The organism is Flavobacterium amniphilum (assembly GCF_023634845.1).
Taxonomy (GTDB): Bacteria; Bacteroidota; Bacteroidia; order Flavobacteriales; family Flavobacteriaceae; genus Flavobacterium; species Flavobacterium amniphilum.
In genome coordinates this window covers 34,452-52,176 of the sequence record NZ_JAMLJL010000002.1, presented here as the reverse complement: position 1 = coordinate 52,176, position 17,725 = coordinate 34,452, and the positions used below count along the sequence as shown (strand labels likewise).

General features: G+C 33.6%; 14 protein-coding genes. 9 read left to right on the top strand and 5 right to left on the bottom strand.

Annotated features, from left to right (window positions below):
* Positions 1-11 precede the first annotated feature (11 nt).
* On the top strand, positions 12-1,928 hold the full coding sequence (locus tag NAT51_RS02035; protein ID WP_250594601.1) for a DUF294 nucleotidyltransferase-like domain-containing protein: 1,917 nt from the start codon (positions 12-14) through the stop codon (positions 1,926-1,928).
* Between the two features lies 1 nt (position 1,929).
* Positions 1,930-2,493 carry an exonuclease domain-containing protein gene (locus NAT51_RS02030; RefSeq protein WP_250594599.1) on the top strand — a complete coding sequence of 188 codons (564 nt, stop codon included), beginning with the start codon at positions 1,930-1,932 and terminating at the stop codon, positions 2,491-2,493.
* A 70-nt stretch (positions 2,494-2,563) separates the two neighbouring features.
* Here NAT51_RS02030 and NAT51_RS02025 read toward each other — a convergent pair whose 3' ends face one another.
* The 3 genes from NAT51_RS02025 to NAT51_RS02015 form a co-directional block, all read right to left on the bottom strand.
* The gene (locus tag NAT51_RS02025) at positions 2,564-2,986 is read right to left on the bottom strand and encodes a DoxX family protein (RefSeq protein WP_250594597.1); all 423 of its coding nucleotides are present in this window, start codon (positions 2,984-2,986) and stop codon (positions 2,564-2,566) included.
* Positions 2,987-3,051: 65 nt separating this feature from the next.
* Complete coding sequence (locus NAT51_RS02020) at positions 3,052-4,680, bottom strand: M1 family metallopeptidase (RefSeq protein ID WP_250594594.1); 1,629 nt, start codon at positions 4,678-4,680, stop codon at positions 3,052-3,054.
* 81 nt (positions 4,681-4,761) lie between these two features.
* A complete protein-coding gene (locus NAT51_RS02015) occupies positions 4,762-6,390 on the bottom strand; it encodes an acyl-CoA carboxylase subunit beta (protein WP_250594592.1) in 1,629 nt (542 codons plus the stop codon).
* 202 nt (positions 6,391-6,592) lie between these two features.
* On the opposite strand from NAT51_RS02015, the gene NAT51_RS02010 reads away from it, so the two are divergent.
* The 6 genes from NAT51_RS02010 (at position 6,593) to NAT51_RS01985 (ending at position 15,270) form a co-directional block, all read left to right on the top strand.
* Positions 6,593-8,140, top strand: coding sequence for a tetratricopeptide repeat protein (locus tag NAT51_RS02010; protein ID WP_250594590.1), 1,548 nt, complete (start codon positions 6,593-6,595; stop codon positions 8,138-8,140).
* A 166-nt stretch (positions 8,141-8,306) separates the two neighbouring features.
* Entirely contained in the window at positions 8,307-11,156 is a 2,850-nt protein-coding gene (locus tag NAT51_RS02005) for a TonB-dependent receptor (protein ID WP_250594588.1), read from the top strand.
* 18 nt (positions 11,157-11,174) lie between these two features.
* A complete protein-coding gene (locus NAT51_RS02000; protein WP_250594585.1) occupies positions 11,175-12,200 on the top strand; it encodes a phytase in 1,026 nt (341 codons plus the stop codon).
* Between the two features lie 211 nt (positions 12,201-12,411).
* Entirely contained in the window at positions 12,412-13,056 is a 645-nt protein-coding gene (locus tag NAT51_RS01995; RefSeq protein ID WP_250594583.1) for a DUF47 domain-containing protein, read from the top strand.
* A gap of 23 nt (positions 13,057-13,079) precedes the next feature.
* On the top strand, positions 13,080-14,399 hold the full coding sequence (locus NAT51_RS01990) for an inorganic phosphate transporter (protein ID WP_250594581.1): 1,320 nt from the start codon (positions 13,080-13,082) through the stop codon (positions 14,397-14,399).
* A gap of 130 nt (positions 14,400-14,529) precedes the next feature.
* A complete protein-coding gene (locus tag NAT51_RS01985; protein ID WP_250594579.1) occupies positions 14,530-15,270 on the top strand; it encodes a DUF2490 domain-containing protein in 741 nt (246 codons plus the stop codon).
* Positions 15,271-15,295: 25 nt separating this feature from the next.
* Here the strand turns inward: NAT51_RS01985 and NAT51_RS01980 are convergent, their stop codons facing one another.
* Both NAT51_RS01980 and NAT51_RS01975 read right to left on the bottom strand, forming a co-directional pair.
* Positions 15,296-16,357 (bottom strand): AMP-binding protein, encoded by a 1,062-nt coding sequence (locus tag NAT51_RS01980; RefSeq protein WP_250594577.1) that lies wholly within the window; start codon positions 16,355-16,357, stop codon positions 15,296-15,298.
* A complete protein-coding gene (locus tag NAT51_RS01975) occupies positions 16,350-17,306 on the bottom strand; it encodes a CPBP family intramembrane glutamic endopeptidase (protein WP_250594575.1) in 957 nt (318 codons plus the stop codon). Before NAT51_RS01975 ends, NAT51_RS01980 begins: the two co-directional genes overlap by 8 nt.
* Before the next feature lie 75 nt (positions 17,307-17,381).
* On the opposite strand from NAT51_RS01975, the gene arsC reads away from it, so the two are divergent.
* A complete protein-coding gene (gene arsC / locus NAT51_RS01970) occupies positions 17,382-17,723 on the top strand; it encodes an arsenate reductase (glutaredoxin) (protein WP_250594573.1) in 342 nt (113 codons plus the stop codon).
* Positions 17,724-17,725: the final 2 nt, after the last annotated feature.

Sequence of the window (17,725 nt, the reverse complement as noted above, 5' to 3'; positions counted from 1 at the left end):
TTTTACCTTCTATGACAAATACAGTAATAATGAAGGATTCGATATCAGAAAATGTAGCTAATTTTCTAAGAGATTTTAAGCCGTTTAATTTTTTAAGTTTTGAAGAACTAAAAGTTATAGCAAAAAAAATCCGCGTTCATCATTTACCAAAAAATAAAAATTTATTTCAAATCAATGATAATCTGCATGATGCCTTTTATGTAGTTCATTCCGGTGTTGTACATTTAACTGTAATTTCTGATGCTGAAGAAACACTTTTGAACAAATGCTATGTTGGCGATATTTTTGGATTACGTCCGTTTTTTGCCAAAAATAACTATCAAATGACAGCCAAGGCAAATGAAGAAAGTATTTTATATGCTATTCCTATTGATATTTTCAGACCTTTTGTTGTCCAGAATTCTGATGTTTTAAATTTCTTACTTGAAAGTTTTGCCCATAATTCAAATAATCCTGCTGATAAAATCAATAATAAATTAATTTCTGATTCAATAATATTAACTGATTTTCAAAATGATTTATCATTTTTCCAATCATTAAATTACAATAGAAAACCAATTATTATTTCATCTGACCAAACCATCCGTGAGGCCGCTATATTAATGACTGATAATCTGGTTGATAATGCATTTGTTATTGAAGATAAAAAGTTAGTCGGTATTGTTACAGACGCTGATTTCAGGATGAAAGTAGCCACAGGAAGAAATGCCATTCATGCGCATGTTGACAAAATCATGACACACCCTGTGATTACTGTTACTGAAAATATTTCTTTGGCAGAAGCACAATTAGTAATGCTTTCACATAAAGTACATCATTTATGTGTGACTATTGACGGCACACCACATACAGATGTGAAAGGTGTGATTACTCAAAATGATTTGGTTCAGGCTCAAGCCAATTCACCTGGTGTTTTGATCAGGGAGATTAAACGTTCGGCAACCCCGCAACAATTAAAATCAGTTCGTTTGGCTCTTGCAGATATTATTCAGCAAGCGATAACGAAAAATATTCCATTGCAGCATATTTTCAACGTTTCAGGAGAAATCACACTTGCGATCATAAGACGTGCAATAGAAATTGCAACTTTGGAATTAGGCTCTGCTCCTGTTCCATTTGCTTATTTCAGTATTGGAAGCCAGGGACGTAAGGAACAATTATTATTAACGGATCATGATAATTTTTTGATTTATTATGATACTGAAATTCAACAAGTTCGTTATGTGAAGGATTATTTCAGTCAATTGACTAAAAGAATAAACGAAATTCTGGAAAAAGTTGGTTTCAAACATTGTCCGTTTGGACATAATGCGAATAACCATCATTGGTGTAAATCACTTACCGAATGGGTAAAACAATATGAAAACTGGATTAACACTCCCGGAGAATATACAAATGAACACTGCTCTATCTTCTTTGATTTTGAATTTGTTTATGGGGACCAAAATATGGAGAGTGAAATAACGGATGCCATATTTGAAGTTAAAAATAAAGTCCTGTTTTTTGATTATTTGGGGAACGATGCAATAAATAAACCTGCTCCACTCAATTTCTTCAAAAAATTCAATGAAGAGGAAGATGGAAAATTTAATATTAAAGGAAAAGCAATTGACCAAATGGTTGATATTGCCCGTTTATTAGCCTTCCACCATGGATTAAAAGGAATAAACAATACTTTTTCAAGGTATAAGGAATTAGCGATTAAGGACAAAGATAATGCAGAAATATACCTTAATGCTGCTGATGTATTTTTATTAATTTCCAGATTACGGACTTTGGAAGGTCTTAAAAATGATAATACCGGCATTTTTATTGATGTAGAACATTTATCAAAAGCTGATAAGGAAAAACTTAAAGAATCTTTACACGTTTTGAAAGATTTAGAAGAAATCGTGAAAGATACTTTTCAATTAACTCAATTCTCATAACATGCTCGATTGGATAAAAAATATCGGGAAAGATTATCCTGATTTTTGGAAGAATTATATTGCTCAATTTGAACAAACAACAAACAGAAAAGTGGTTATATACCTTGAAACTACAGGTATAAATCCATCAAAGGACCGTATTATTTCCATTGGTGCCGTGACTATTGATCATGGACAAATTTTGCTTGAAAAAAGTCTGGAAATTGAATTAAACAAAGAAGCCGTTCAAAATGAGAAGGATCTTATTTATGAGGAAATTCAAGCTATTGAAACCTTGATTAATTTTATTGGGAATGCTACATTGGTTGGGCATCGTATTCATTATGATATTGAAATTTTGAATGAATATCTCCATAAATTGCATAGTGGCCGACTAAAAAATGATCTCTTGGATGTAGAAGTAATGCATGGAAAAATTATTGATCAAACCAACAAGCAATATTCTTTGTTGGAAATTTTCAATGCCTATAAAGTTGTTTCCCCAGATATTACAACCTCTGCAAATTATGCTTTCAGTATTGCTATGGTGTATTTGAAAATGAAGTCTAAATTAAAATTAAACTAAAAAAGAACTCATTCGAGTTCAATTATAAATTACATAAAAAAAGGGCTGAAATAAATCAGCCCTTTTTTTATTATGATTCCATTTTAAAATAATAGTCTGCTGAATGTTTTCCGCTTCCAAAAAACAGAAAGAAAACACAAACACACAATAATAAAAATGAAAGGATCAAATTGCCAACATGCATTTCTCCTATAAAATTAACCAAAAAAGCTCCTAAAAGTATAGGAAGCTGTGCCATAATTGACCAACGTGTAAGTAGTCCGAAAACAATCATTACACCGCCAACCATATGAGCTGCCATTACATAATGAACAATAAGCATTCCGCCTCCTAAATCTTTTATGGGTTCGACCAACTGATTATAATATTCTGTATTGGTCATGAATGAAACTCCTTTCCAGAAGAGAAAAACACCCACAATAATTCTTAAAACATCTAAAGGATACGATGTATGGGCATTTGCCCATTTGTTCAAGCTTTTTACGGTTTCCATACTAGTTTAGTTTTTTAATTAGTTAACTAAAGTTACTAAATACTATAGAAATAACCTACTTGTTATCAGTATTTTATAAAAAATTTCTCTTTTATTGGCTGCACATCTGTTACCACTTTTACTTTTTCATTTAAGGTTTGCCAATCATTCGTAGCATTTAAACGTATCTTTTTTCCTTTAATTAACACATCTACCGGCATTGAAAAATTCTTTTCATTAGTTACCCAGCGGTAAGCAATTCCATTTTTATCTTTCTTTAATTCCAATTTAGGTATTTCGGTATATTTTAAATATTGATTAAAAACCGATGTCAGGTTCAAACCTGATTCTTTATTAAAGAAATCAACTACTTGATCATGTGTAACTATCTGTCTTTTAAAAGTTTCTGAATATTTCAAAATTAATGACCACCATTTAGCATCATCATTAATAATATGACGCATTGTGTTCAACATCAAGGCTCCTTTTGGATACATATCACCACTTCCCTCTTTATTAACACCGTAGTGTCCTATTATCGGTCGATCACCGCTGACATTATCATGTAACCCAAGCGCATATTGCATTGCTTTATCATATCCGAATTGACATTCAATAAAAACAATTTCAGAATACATAGTAAATCCTTCGTGAATCCACATGTCAGCAATATCCTTACTGGTTATACTGTTACCAAACCATTCGTGGCCACTTTCATGTATTGTGATATAATCAAAAAGTAAACCAATTCCGGTTTGTGATAAATCACCACCCATATAACCTTGCATATATTTATTCCCATAAGCAACAGCACTTTGGTGTTCCATTCCCAAATAAGGAGTTTCAACCAATTTATAACCATCATCGGTAAAAGGGTATTTTCCAAATTTTGACTGAAAACAGTCCATCATTGGTTTTACTTCTTCAAAATGTTTACGGGCTTTTTCTTCATTGGCTCTCAGTACATAATAATCCAGATCCAGTCCTTTGTGGTTGTCATGGATATGCACATAATCAGCAATGTTTACTGTAATGTCGTATGTATTAATCGGGTTTTTAACTTCCCAATCCCATCTTGTATATCCGTTTTTTAAATCTTCACTACCTAAGAATCTTCCGTTTGAAACATTCATCAAACCGCTAGGGACAGCCACTTTAACTGAAGTTCCATTGTCAGGTTCATCGCTTTGGGAATCTTTAACCGGGAACCAGCAGCTTGCACCAAAACCCTGACAAGCAACTCCAATCCATGGTTTTCCGGCTGTATCCCGACTAAAAACAAAGCCTCCATCCCATGGCGCTCTTTTTGCAATAACCGGATTTCCGGAATAGTAAAAACGTATTTTTTGTAAACTCCCTTTAGTTAACACTTCCGGAAATTGAATAAATGTAGCCAAAAGCTCTCTTTTGAATTGTAGTTTTTTATTATTGTAAACAATACTGTCCACATTCATGTTCTCAAACAAATCAATCTGGATTTTGTTTGTATTTTCAACTACTTTGAAAGCGATGTCATTGTATCCGACAATCGATTTTTCGGTTGGATTAATCTTAATATTCAAATCATAACGCTGAACATCAAAATTGGTACGTTCCGGACGTAAACCTCCCTGTAAAGTATCTCTTCGGGTGAACGTTTCCTTTGCAACCGTAAGTTGGGCTGAGGCCAATTGGAAACTGCCTAATACAACCAAAGCAAGTAATAATTTTTTCATAGGTATAAAATAAAAAATCTACCACGTAAAGTTAATGGTAGATTTTATTTTGTTGATTAATTTAAGTTTTATTTAACGGAATTAAACCTGAATAACTCCTAAATTAAACTGCTTCTCTATTGGCGCATGGTTTGCCGCTTCGATTCCCATTGAAATCCATGTACGGGTTTCCAACGGATCAATGATTGCATCTGTCCACAAACGGGAAGCTGCATAATACGGAGAAACCTGCTCGTCGTAACGCGCTTTGATTTTATTGAATAATTCTTCTTCTTTTTCAGGAGTAATCTCTTCTCCCCTAGCTTTCATCGATGATTCCTCAATCTGTAATAACACTTTTGCAGCCTGAGCGCCACCCATTACTGCTAATTCTGCACTTGGCCAGGCGAAAATCAATCTTGGATCATAAGCTTTTCCGCACATGGCGTAATTTCCGGCACCATAGGAATTACCAACTACTACAGTGAATTTTGGAACAACTGAATTAGAAACAGCATTTACCATTTTAGCTCCGTCCTTAATAATTCCGCCATGCTCTGATTTAGAACCCACCATAAAACCAGTAACATCATGAACAAATACCAAAGGAATTTTCTTCTGGTTACAGTTGGCAATAAAACGGGTCGCTTTATCCGCTGAGTCAGAATAAATTACACCACCAAACTGCATCTCTCCCTTTTTGGATTTAACCACTTTTCTTTGATTAGCAACAATTCCAACAGCCCAACCATCGATACGTGCGTAAGCAGTGATAATGGACTGTCCGTAACCTGCTTTATATTCGTCTAACTCAGAATTATCAACCAAACGTTTGATAATTTCATGCATATCGTACTGTTCAGCTCTTGATTTTGGCAAAATTCCAAAAATTTCATTTTCATTCAAAGCCGGTTTTTCAGGTTTAATCCTGTTGAAACCAGCCTTATCATAATCGCCTATTTTGCTGACAATATTTTTAATGGTATCCAAAGCATCTTTATCATCTTTGGCTTTATAATCGGTCACTCCTGAAATTTCACAGTGTGTTGTGGCGCCGCCTAATGTTTCATTGTCAATTGTTTCTCCAATTGCAGCTTTGACCAAGTAACTTCCGGCAAGGAAAATACTTCCGGTTTTATCTACAATCAATGCTTCGTCACTCATAATAGGCAAATAAGCACCACCGGCTACGCAACTTCCCATTACGGCAGAGATCTGTGTTATTCCCATGCTGCTCATAATGGCATTATTCCTGAAAATCCGGCCAAAATGTTCTTTATCAGGGAAGATTTCGTCCTGCATTGGCAAATAAACACCCGCAGAATCTACTAAATAGATAATCGGTAGTCTGTTTTCAATAGCAATTTCCTGTGCTCTTAAATTCTTTTTTGCGGTGATAGGAAACCACGCTCCGGCTTTTACAGTTGCATCATTAGCAACAACTACGCATTGTTTCCCTTTGATGTAACCTAGCTTAACCACTACTCCACCACTTGGGCAACCTCCGTGTTCAGCATACATTCCATCTCCAACAAAGGCTCCGATTTCGATTGCGTTTTCATTTTCATCCAATAGGTAATCAATACGCTCACGCGCAGTCATTTTCCCTTCTGAATGTAGTTTTTGAATTCTTTTTTCACCACCACCTAACTTAACTTTAGCAAAACGCTGCTTTAAGTCGGATAGCAAAAGTTTGTTGTGATCTTCGTTTTTATTGAAGTTTAAGTCCATAATAAGTTTATTGTTGTTGTAGTTGTGTGTTTTTTTTTGCGACGCTAAAGTACGAAAACGTTTTTTTAAATTATTTAAAGTTTTTAACATTAAAATTTTATTTGTAGAATAATTATTCTGCTATTAATAACCATAAGTTAAAGTCTGTTTAACATTCTGTTCAATGTAAAGAAACTCTTTTGTAAGTTAAACCAACCACAGAATGAAACGATTAATTTTAGCATCAATACTTTTAATTATACAACCATCTTTTTCACAAAAACTAATTGATTTAAAAGGACTTAAAGAAAAACTTGAAACTGAGGTGCCCAATAGATCTCCCCAAAAAAATATCTTAACCAAAATCCAAATTGGTACTATATATGAATCTAATGGATTTTATTCCAATGCATTAATGTATTACAACCAGATTCTGAATTGTTATAAGAGTAAAGAAAAAGATTCTTTGTATGTAATCGTAAATAATAAAATTGGCAGTATTTATAATACTACGAAGCAATACAAAAATGCGCTTAGCTTTCTAACCGAAGCAAGTATAATTTCTGAAAAGTTAAACTATAAGATCGGACTGGCCAATGCTTTGAATTTAATGGGAGCCAATTATGAAAAACAGGGAGATTATCTGAAAGCATTACAATTTGAAAACAAAAGTCTTGGTTACCTGTCTCCTAAACTTCATAAGTTCGAGACCGCCAATGTTTATGAAAATATCGGAAGTATTTATGAAGACTTACTTCAATTTGACAAGGCTTCATCATATTATCAAAAAGCTTATTCATTTTTTAAAGGTACAGAGACAAAAGAAGAAGCTAATATTTTAAATAATTTGGCAGATATACACCGAAAAAAAAATGAACTAAATACAGCTATTCAAATAACCGGGCAATCCTTGAATTTGGCTAAAAAAATAAACGATAATCATTTACAGGAAAGTGCATATAAAGATTTTGCTAAAGTTTATGCTCTAAAGGAAGATTATAAAAAGGCATATGTATTTAGGATAGAAGCTGAAAAATTCAAAGAAAAAGCCCTCATCAACGAGAATAAAAACCAAATTAATCTATTACTCACCGATTTTGAAATTGACCGAAAAGAATCACAAATCAAAATATTGGAAGAACAGGCTAAATCAGGAAAAACACAATTTCTTTTATTATTTATCCTGGCAGGGTCAACAATTATTATCATGCTTTTGGTTTATTGGTCAATCCGGAAAAAAAGAATTGCCAATCTCAAAATCCGTAATTATGAACAACAACAATTACAGGCTGAACTGAATCAAAAATGGATAGAAGAAAAAAATATGCAGAAGAATTTAGAACTTAAAACTGCAACTTTGTCTAATTACAGTCTTCATATTGCCCAAAAAAATAAAATCCTGGCCGATTTGTCTTTTAAATTAAAAAGCATTGCCAGTAGAAAAACAATCAATCATGAAAGCTTGATTAAAGATCTTTATAGTGAAATTGATTTTACACTTCAACAAGAAAATGAATGGCAGGATTTCAATATATTTTTTGAAGAAATCCATCCAAATTACATCAAGAATCTATCATCCGCAGCCATTGAAGATCTCTCACCTACCGAATTAAAACTTGGAATTTTACTGCGTCTTAATATGTCTTCAAAAGAAATTGCTTCTATTTTAAGAGTAACACCGGACAGTGTTCGCGTCGCACGTCATCGTTTCAGAAAGAAATTACCAATTGATTCCAAGAAAGAGTTAGTTAATTTCCTGTTGGAACTCTAGCTTTCGAGGCATTTCTTTTTATAAAGTTATTGGAATGTAAAATCAATATTAATGTTGCCTTATTATTACACACATTTTCTTTTATGTTTCTTCTTTGTTGCCTATGCTTATTTTTTGTAAAACTCTATGATATATAGCTTTGCCAAAAAAAATTAAAACTTATCAGATGAAAAAACAAACTATTTTAAATTGGCTGGCTGTAACGGTAATTTTACTGTTTGCAACACACGGAACAGTCGCCCAAAATGGTTCTTTAAAAGGTAAAGTTATCGATGAACATAACTTTTCTTTGCCAGGAGCCAAAGTGATGATCGAATCATTACGGAAAGAAGTTTCCAGTGATTTTGACGGAAGCTTTTCCATTATTTCACTCCCTAAAGGAAATTATGTGCTTAAAGTAACCTATTTAGGATACCAGGATTATGAAGCTTCTGTAATAATTGAAGAAAGTAAAACTTTAAACCTAACTATACAGTTAAATCCTGAAAAATTGATTTTAAATGAAGTTGAAATCGAGGGTTATCGCAATGATGGTCAGGCCAAAGCATTGAATAACCAAAAGAACAAAGACAATATCACCAATATAATTTCAACAGATCAAATTGGAAAATTCCCGGATTCCAATATTGGAGATGCGGTTAAACGCGTTCCTGGTATTACCATGCAGGTTGATCAGGGAGAAGCCCGTAATATTATTGTACGCGGACTTTCTCCCCAGCTGAATTCGGTTACTTTAAACGGAAGCCGTATCCCTTCTGCAGAAGGTGATAATCGCAATGTTCAGATGGATTTAATTCCGACAGATATGATTCAGACGGTTGAAGTTAATAAAGCCGTAACTCCGGATATGGATGCCGATGCACTTGGAGGTTCAGTAAATTTAATTACCAAAACTTCCCCTCAAAAATTCCGTTTATCGACAACTTTGGGAAGTGGTATCAGTTTTATAACGGATAAAAGAATTTTAAACGGTTCATTTCTTTTGGGAAACCGGACTAAAAACGGGAAATTAGGTTGGTTGGTCTCAACTTCTTTCAATGACCGTGCCTTTGGAAGCGACAATATTGAGGCCGAATGGGAGGACGAATTTGAATACAATAACGGAGATCCTGATAATTTAGAAGAAGTGGATGTAAATCCGTATGTGAAACAGGTTGAAGCCAGGGAATACAGAATCCAACGTATCCGAAGAAGTTTTTCGGCAAATTTGGATTATAAGCTCGATAACGCCAATACATTATACTTTAAATCCATTTACAATTGGCGTGACGATCGTGAACAACGATTTGCATTCGGACAGGAAATTTTAGATGGAGAAGATATTAATTCAGGTGATTTTTCAGTTGGGGCAAATGGAAATTTACTTTCATTCCCTATTAAAGCAACACGTGAAAACAAACAGGGCATTTCGGGAGGTCGTCATAAAAATACACGTTTGGAAGACCAACGTATGCAAAACTACAGTTTGGGAGGAAATCATTTAATAAATAACCTTCAATTGGACTGGTTAGCTTCCTATGCAATTGCATCAGAAGACAAAGAACATGAACGGTATGTAGCTTACAAAAGTGAATACAATATTAATTATAATAATGATTCAGAAAATCCTTGGTTTACTCCTGTAAATGAATCAGATGCAGATTACAGAGATTTTGAATTTGACGAATTAACCGATGAAAGTAAACATACAGAAGAAAAGGACATTAATCTATTGGTAAACCTTCAAATCCCGGCTTCACTTGTTAGCAATCAATACGGAAATTTAAAATTTGGTATTAAAACACGTCTGAAGGATAAAAACAGAAATGGCAGTTTCACGGAATACAGTCCGTTAGGCAGTGAAATGGATACTTTGGGTGATATACCGACTACAAATTATTCCGATTCAGATTTCTTAGCCGGAAGTCAATACCAGGTGGGTTCTTTTGCCAACCCGAATTACATTGGTAATCTGGATTTAAACAATAGTACACTTTTTGAAGCAGAAGACAAACCCGAAGAATATATAACAGCAAATTTCAATGTAAAAGAGAATGTTTTTGCCGGTTACGCGATGATAAACCAAAAAATTTCTGAGATTTTCAGTGTTTTAACAGGTATCCGTATCGAAAATACTACAATAGACAGCAAAGGAAATCAAGTTGTTTTTGATGAAGACGGTGAATTTGAAGGAACTAATAAACTTAATGACAAAAATTCCTATACCAATTTCCTTCCAAGTGTTCATTTTAAATACAATGCAACTCCAAACACAATTTTAAGAGCTGCATGGACGAATACACTGGCCCGTCCCAATTATATTGATTTGGTTCCGTATAGAGAAATTAACCGTGAAGAGGAAGAAATTTATTTAGGAAATCCTGATTTAACACCAACAACTTCAATGAATTTTGATTTTATGGCAGAACATTATTTCAAATCGGTCGGAATTGTTTCTGGAGGTTTATTTTATAAAAGAATTAATGACTTTATTTATAAGTTCCAATCAGAAAACACAGACGGTTATGATGTTTTCAAACCTATGAATGGTGACAATGCTTCAGTTTTAGGTGCTGAATTTTCATTTCAGAGGCGATTGGATTTTTTACCTGGTTTTGCTAAAAACTTCAGTGTATATGTCAATTATACCTATCTGACTTCAAAAGCGAAAGGAATCAGAAATGAAGACGGTGAAGTACGAGGCGATATGGATTTACCACAAGCCACACCAAATATATTTAACAGTTCAATCAATTACTCTACAAAAAGATTCAACTTACGTTTATCAGGTAACTTTTCAGACGCTTATCTGGACGAATTGGGCGGACGTGATTTTGAAGACCGTTATTACGACAAGCAATTTTTCCTTGATTTCAATGCGAATGTAACATTCAGCAAAAACTTAAGTTTTTATTTAAATCTGAATAACCTGACAAATCAACCGCTACGTTATTACCAAGGAACAAATTCAAGAGTCTCCCAATTGGAATATTATGGAAAAACACTCAATTTAGGATTAAAATACGACCTTTATTAATTATTTAGAATGCAAAAAATGAAAAAATACATCATATATATATATGCCTCAGCAACATTATTCAGTTGTAATCAAGAAGTCAAACTGACAGAAATAAAACCTGATTTTATTACACAAAAAACGATCAATGACACAGATGATCCGGCCATTTGGGTAAATCCTGAAAAACCTTCGCAAAGTATTATCTTCGGAACCGACAAAGAAACTAACGGTGGCATATATGCCTTTGATTTAAAAGGAAAAATCATTGAAAGTAAAACCATCCGTAATTTAGGAAGACCGAACAATGTTGATTTGGCTTATGATTTTAAAATTAATGATTCGGTAAGTACTGCCATCTTAGCTTTTGCAGAAAGAGAAAAACAACAAATCCGCATTTATTCTGTACCGGATATGAAACCTTTGGACAATGGCGGAATAAAAGTTTTTGCTGATGAAACCAAGCCGAATTTAAGACAGCCGATGGGCATATCTTTTTACCACTCGCCTACTTCAAAGAAAATGTATGTAATAGTAGGAAGAAAAGAAGGTCCAAAGGAAGGTTATTTATATCAATATGAATTACAAAATACCGGCAATCAAATCAAAGCAACTTTAGTCAGAAAATTCGGAAAGTTCAGTGCTAAAAAAGAAATTGAAGCCATAGCAGTAGATGCTGAAAACGGATTCATATATTATTCCGATGAGGAATTTGGAGTACGTAAGTATTATGCAGAGCCTTCAAAAGGTAATCAGGAACTGGCGGTTATCGGTCAGGATAAATTCTTGACGGATATTGAAGGAATAGCGATTGCCAGAACTTCTGAAAAAGGTGGATACATTCTGATTTCTGATCAACAAAGAGGCTATTTTAACGTCTTTGACCGCGTAACAAACAAATTCATCAAAGCGATTAATTTAACTACTGTTGAGACCGATGGATGTGATGTGACAACCGCAAATTTAGGCTCTAAATTTCCAAAAGGAATTTTTGTTGCCATGAACGATTCCAAAGAGTTTTACGTATATGATTTTAACAAAATACTGAAAGAAATCCAGAAGTAGCTGTCTGTTTTTTTATTGACGGAGAGGATTGGATTTTCAATCCTCTTTGTTGTTTTATAAGTGTTTAAGGATTAATTTAGCCTAACTTTACACAACTCTCACCCTTTTAAATATTAATAAAACGTTATCAAAATGTTAATAGGAGTTTGATATTAACTTAATGATTTCTTAACATAGGCTATCTACTTTTGCAGCATTAAAACTTAAAAACATGAACCTAAACAGTATCTTTCAATTTTTAGTACCAAAGGACACAAAATTCTTCCCTTTATTTGAACAAGCGAGTGGTACATTAGTAATTTTAGCAGAAACTTTACACGAGGCTGTAAATGCTCCGAAAGAAGAAAGAGAAAATTACTTCAAAAAAATTGAAGAGTTAGAAAATAAAATAGAAAATATTACGCATAAAACTCAATTAGAGTTAAGTAAAAATTTCATAACTCCCTTTGACAGAGAAGATATCAATGCTTTAATTAAATCAATGGACAATGTTGCTGACAACATGCAGGGAGCAGCAAGCAGAATGCGTTTGTACCAAGTTGAAAAAATCACAAAGTCAATCCGTAAATTAACAGAAATCAATTTAGAGGCTTGTCAATTGATTAATACTGCGGTAAAAGAATTGAAAGATTTGAAAAATCACGGTTCTATTAAAGCAATTTGTAAAAAAATCAACAAATTGGAAAGCAAAGGTGATGTGGTTTTCGATAAAGCAGTTGCTGATATCTTCGAAAATGAAACTGATGCTATCAAAGTAATTAAGTACAAAGAAGTTTTATCTGCTCTTGAAATGGCTTCAGACAGATGTAAAGGCGTTTCGAATGTAATTGAACAAATTTCTGTTAAACACTCTTAATACCTTTTTCAGGTTAACATCGTATGACATTACTTATTATCATTATAGTCCTAGCCTTACTATTTGACTATATTAACGGCTTTCATGATGCAGCAAACTCCATTGCAACCATTGTGGCAACAAAAGTTTTAACACCTTTCCAGGCAGTTGTTTGGGCAGCGTTTTTCAACTTTCTTGCTTACTGGGTATTTGGATTTGGTGTAGCAGACACAGTTGCAAAAACTGCAAGTACAGCTAATATTGATTTAGTTGTAATTCTTGCCGGTATCATAGCAGCAATTATCTGGAATTTATTCACATGGTGGAAAGGAATTCCTTCATCATCATCACATACATTAATCGGAGGATTTGCAGGAGCAGCTTTAGCTCACGGTTTTTCAGGAAGAGTTATTGATCCGGAGCATTCGGGATTAGCAATCGTAAACTGGTTCAAAGCCACTAAAGAAGGTGAGTTATTACCCAGTGGTGTATTGGTTGTTATTGCTTTCATTGCATTAGCACCAATCGTGGGAATGTTAATATCTTATTTAGTTTCTTTATGGTTTATGTATTCAGCCAAAAAGAGCATCTATCCAAAAATTTTCACTGTATCGTTCATGATAGCTACCGTTTGGTTCCTGTCAATCGTAATGAAAAGTTACGATAAAATAAAGAAGCCAAGATTTGATTCACATTTCTGGAGTGTGGTTGGTGAACCTGAAAATATTAAATGGTTATTAGTAGGATTTATTATCTTTTCATTATCAACTATTTGTTTATTATTCAGTAGTTTTTCAGCAGGTAAAGCAGAAACTATTTTAAAAAGAACACAATTATTATCATCGGCAGCATTCAGTTTAGGTCACGGTGGTAATGATTCCCAAAAAGTTATGGGTATTATTGCAGCTGCTGTTGCTGTATATATCAATACCAGTGGTGTAGATGTTTTATCAATGCCGGAATGGTTACAGGTTGTTCTTCCGAATGAAGAAAAAGGAATTAAAGCGAATATGCCGGAATGGATTCCATTAGCATGTTATACGGTAATCGGACTTGGAACTTTAAGTGGTGGATGGAAAATTGTAAAAACAATGGGATCTAAAATCACTAAAGTAACTGCTTTCGAAGGTGTGGTTGCAGAATCTGCAGGAGCATTAACTTTATTCATTACTGAACATTTTAAAATCCCTGTATCAACAACTCACACGATTACCGGATCGATCATTGGTGTTGGTGTAACAAAACGTGTATCTGCAGTTCGTTGGGGAGTTACCGTTAACTTATTGTGGGCATGGATATTAACAATACCAGTGTCAGCGCTTTTAGCAACAATCATATATTATTTCCTGAGAATTTTTATTTAAAATAATTCACTTCATAAAAAGAGACTAAATCTTAGTCTCTTTTTTTTAAATCTTTTTTTAAAAATTTAATAGATATATCACAAACACACAACTTTTACTAAACATTAATTTCTTACAACTAACTACTAAAATGACAAAGAAGTTTCCATTATTTCTTGTTTGCACTACCCTTCTCATAAGTCTTGTGGCCAATGCACAACAGAAAGAGCATCTATCGGGTTTTGCAACCCTTTCACTTACCTATAAATTTAACCCAAATTGGTATGTATATGGTGAAACACAAGCACGTTCAATCGCTAAATTTTCAGAAATCGATTATTACGAAATAAAAGGTGGCGGTGGCTATACTTTTAATAAGTCACATCAGGCATTTATTGGACTTGGTCGTTATGCAAGCTATACTGAACATAAAATTTCAAGAGAAGAATTTCGTGTATGGGTACAATATGTTTACTCCAATTATATTTCAAGAGTAAAAATTGAACAACGTGTCAGAGCCGAAAAACGATTTTTTCATGATCCTGTAACTGATTTAAATGTAAATGCAGAGCGTTACAGATATCGTATGAATGTTATTGTACCGTTAAATAAAGAAAAAATTGAAGCCAAAACATTATTTGCCTCAGCTTATGACGAAGTCTTTTTTATCAGTGAAGAACCAAAACCTGCTTTTAGCAGAAACAGATTATTTGGAGGCTTAGGTTACCAGGTTACAAATTCCCTTGGGGTTACTTTAGGATATTTATGGCAAAGAGATTTTAGTGTCAGTAAAAATACTAATACCCATTTCTTATTTTGTGGTATCAATTTTACGCTGTCACATAAAGATCATAAACCTTCAACAACAATCGTCACGCCTGATGCCGATTAATATAGATAAAAAAAAAGAGCAACATTTAAAGTTGCTCTTTTTTTATGATTGAGTTCATTATTTCTTTCCGTTTTATTTTACCTGTTTCAGTTTCCTGAAATTTCGAAACAAAAATTACTGTTTTTGGCTTTTCATACTTTTCAAGATCTTTGAAAATTTTTTCTTCAATTGTAAAATTTTCACCTTCAATAATCAGAGCCAACTTCTCTCCCAGCCTATCGTCCGGAATTCCGCCAATAAAAAAACGATTGTTTATTTTATCTGAAATTTTATCTTCAATTTGTTCTGGAAACAGCTTAATTCCACCACTATTAATCACATTATCTGCCCTGCCTTTCCATATGAATTCTGCATCGGATATAATGGAAACCAAATCATTTGTAACAATAATCCCAGGGTTCAATTTCGGTGCGTCAATAACCAGACAACCTCTGTTATCCAATGAAATTGAAACATTGGGTAAAATTTTAAAAGCTTCCATTCCTACTTTTTTGGCAGCAACATGAGTGACGGTTTCAGTCATGCTGTAAGTTTCAAAAGCCTTACATGAAGATTTTAGTATTTCTGAAGCTAATTCAGGTTTTAATTTAGTTCCGCCAATTATCAATTGGCCAATTAAATTGAGTTTATCAATTGAATTTTCAACCTGTAATGGCACCATTGCAACAAAATCGTAAAATTTATCCCGATTCATTGGTGAGGATTTTGGTTCAACCAAATCAATTTCCAAACCTAAAACCAAAGCCCGGATTAACATCATTTTCCCGGCTATGTACTTCACAGGAAGACAACACAAAGCAGTATTTCCGGATTTTAATCCAAAGAAAGACCCCGTAGCAACTGCCGAATTATACATCGCAATTTTATTCACCGTTATCAATTTAGGAGTACCGGTAGTACCTGAAGTCTGTACTTCTATAAAATCATTGTCATCAAACCATTTAAGCAAAAAGGAACCTGTATTCTTAAGATATTCCAAATCATCTTCAAGATAATCAAGCGCAATATTACATAGTTCTTCTCTACTGAGGTAAGAACCATTGAATTTAAAATCCGGATGAATTGCCTGATAAATTGATTTAGTCATTCTGGATGAATTCTATTGCTTCAGAATTAGGTTCGCTAATTATACCTGTTAATTTTTGTTTCCAATTATTCCAACCGTATTTTTTGGCAAAAATGAACACTAAAACTGGGAAAATAACCAATACCGGCATTATAATTTCGTAACCGGCACTCGGTTCTGAAACATCTTTTAAAACCGAATGAGTCTGAAAAGCTGTCCACTCAGAAGTTACCAATAAAGCAGTTATCAAATTATTTGCTGCATGGAAACCTAAAGCTAATTCCAATCCATCGTCCATTAAGGTAATAATTCCTAAAAACAATCCTGTACCAATGTAATAGATCATGATTATTGGTCCCATTTTTACAACTTCAGGATTAAAATAATGCAATCCTCCAAAAATCACAGAAGTCATTATTAACGGTAACCATCTGTTTCTGGCAATTAAACCAAAACCCTGCATCAGGTATCCTCTAAAGAAATACTCTTCTGTACTTGTTTGAATTGGAATCATAATTGTTCCGACAGCAAGCAGTATTAAAAAAGGCTCCAACTTAAAATTCCATACAAAATCTTCTGGAGAAGTATAGTAATTAATAAACGTCATCACAATTTGGAAAACAGCCCAAATTCCGAAGGCAAATCCAACCCTGCTCCAATCAATCTTAGGTCTTGAGGTTGTAATATCTTTTAATTGTTGTTTGTGGAAAAGCTTTAGAATTAAAACCAAGCCTAAAAGTGCCACGGCAAAGGAAAGCATCATTAAAAAAAGCGTTGTATTCGGCTCAAGAACAGTCATCAGCGACGATTCATCCAATTCAAACATGTTTTTTCCCTGATCATTTAATTCCATCATCACAGCAAGCATCAAAGGTACCTGTCCAATTGAAGATGCAATGATTACTATAAAAGTACCTACAATATATTTCCAAAATTGGTTTTGGGAAGTAAAAGCTTTTTCTAAAAACATAATTATCCGGTTTATATAAATATAAGTAGTAAAACTGTTACTTTTGTTACAATTAAAAATTTCACCCACAAATAAATGATTACGATTTACCATAATGCACGCTGCTCAAAATCAAGGGATGGCGTTTGTTTTTTAGAAGAAACAAAACAAGAATTTGAAATTATCAATTACCTTGAAAAGTCACCTAAAAAAAGAGAAATCAAATCATTACTGAAAAAACTGAAAATCACTCCAATAGAATTAGTCCGAAAGAAAGAACCGGTTTGGATTGAAAATTTTAAGTATCTTGAATTAACAGATGATCAAATTATTGAAGCGATGGTGAAGTTTCCAACATTAATAGAAAGACCTATAATTGTTAACGGTAATAAAGCTGTAATTGCACGCCCAACTGAAAAAATCAAGGATATCTTATAATA

Bases quoted from the DNA above. Each gene is read 5' to 3' on its own strand.
- NAT51_RS02010 (WP_250594590.1), top strand. From the start codon at position 6,593: ATGAAACGATTAATTTTAGCATCAATACTTTTAATTATACAACCATCT.
- NAT51_RS02035 (WP_250594601.1), top strand. From the start codon at position 12: ATGACAAATACAGTAATAATGAAGGATTCGATATCAGAAAATGTAGCT.
- NAT51_RS02015 (WP_250594592.1), bottom strand. From the start codon at position 6,390: ATGGACTTAAACTTCAATAAAAACGAAGATCACAACAAACTTTTGCTA.
- NAT51_RS02005 (WP_250594588.1), top strand. From the start codon at position 8,307: ATGAAAAAACAAACTATTTTAAATTGGCTGGCTGTAACGGTAATTTTA.
- NAT51_RS01990 (WP_250594581.1), top strand. From the start codon at position 13,080: ATGACATTACTTATTATCATTATAGTCCTAGCCTTACTATTTGACTAT.
- arsC (WP_250594573.1), top strand. From the start codon at position 17,382: ATGATTACGATTTACCATAATGCACGCTGCTCAAAATCAAGGGATGGC.
- NAT51_RS01985 (WP_250594579.1), top strand. From the start codon at position 14,530: ATGACAAAGAAGTTTCCATTATTTCTTGTTTGCACTACCCTTCTCATA.
- NAT51_RS01975 (WP_250594575.1), bottom strand. From the start codon at position 17,306: ATGTTTTTAGAAAAAGCTTTTACTTCCCAAAACCAATTTTGGAAATAT.
- NAT51_RS01980 (WP_250594577.1), bottom strand. From the start codon at position 16,357: ATGACTAAATCAATTTATCAGGCAATTCATCCGGATTTTAAATTCAAT.
- NAT51_RS02025 (WP_250594597.1), bottom strand. From the start codon at position 2,986: ATGGAAACCGTAAAAAGCTTGAACAAATGGGCAAATGCCCATACATCG.
- NAT51_RS02000 (WP_250594585.1), top strand. From the start codon at position 11,175: ATGAAAAAATACATCATATATATATATGCCTCAGCAACATTATTCAGT.
- NAT51_RS02030 (WP_250594599.1), top strand. From the start codon at position 1,930: ATGCTCGATTGGATAAAAAATATCGGGAAAGATTATCCTGATTTTTGG.
- NAT51_RS01995 (WP_250594583.1), top strand. From the start codon at position 12,412: ATGAACCTAAACAGTATCTTTCAATTTTTAGTACCAAAGGACACAAAA.
- NAT51_RS02020 (WP_250594594.1), bottom strand. From the start codon at position 4,680: ATGAAAAAATTATTACTTGCTTTGGTTGTATTAGGCAGTTTCCAATTG.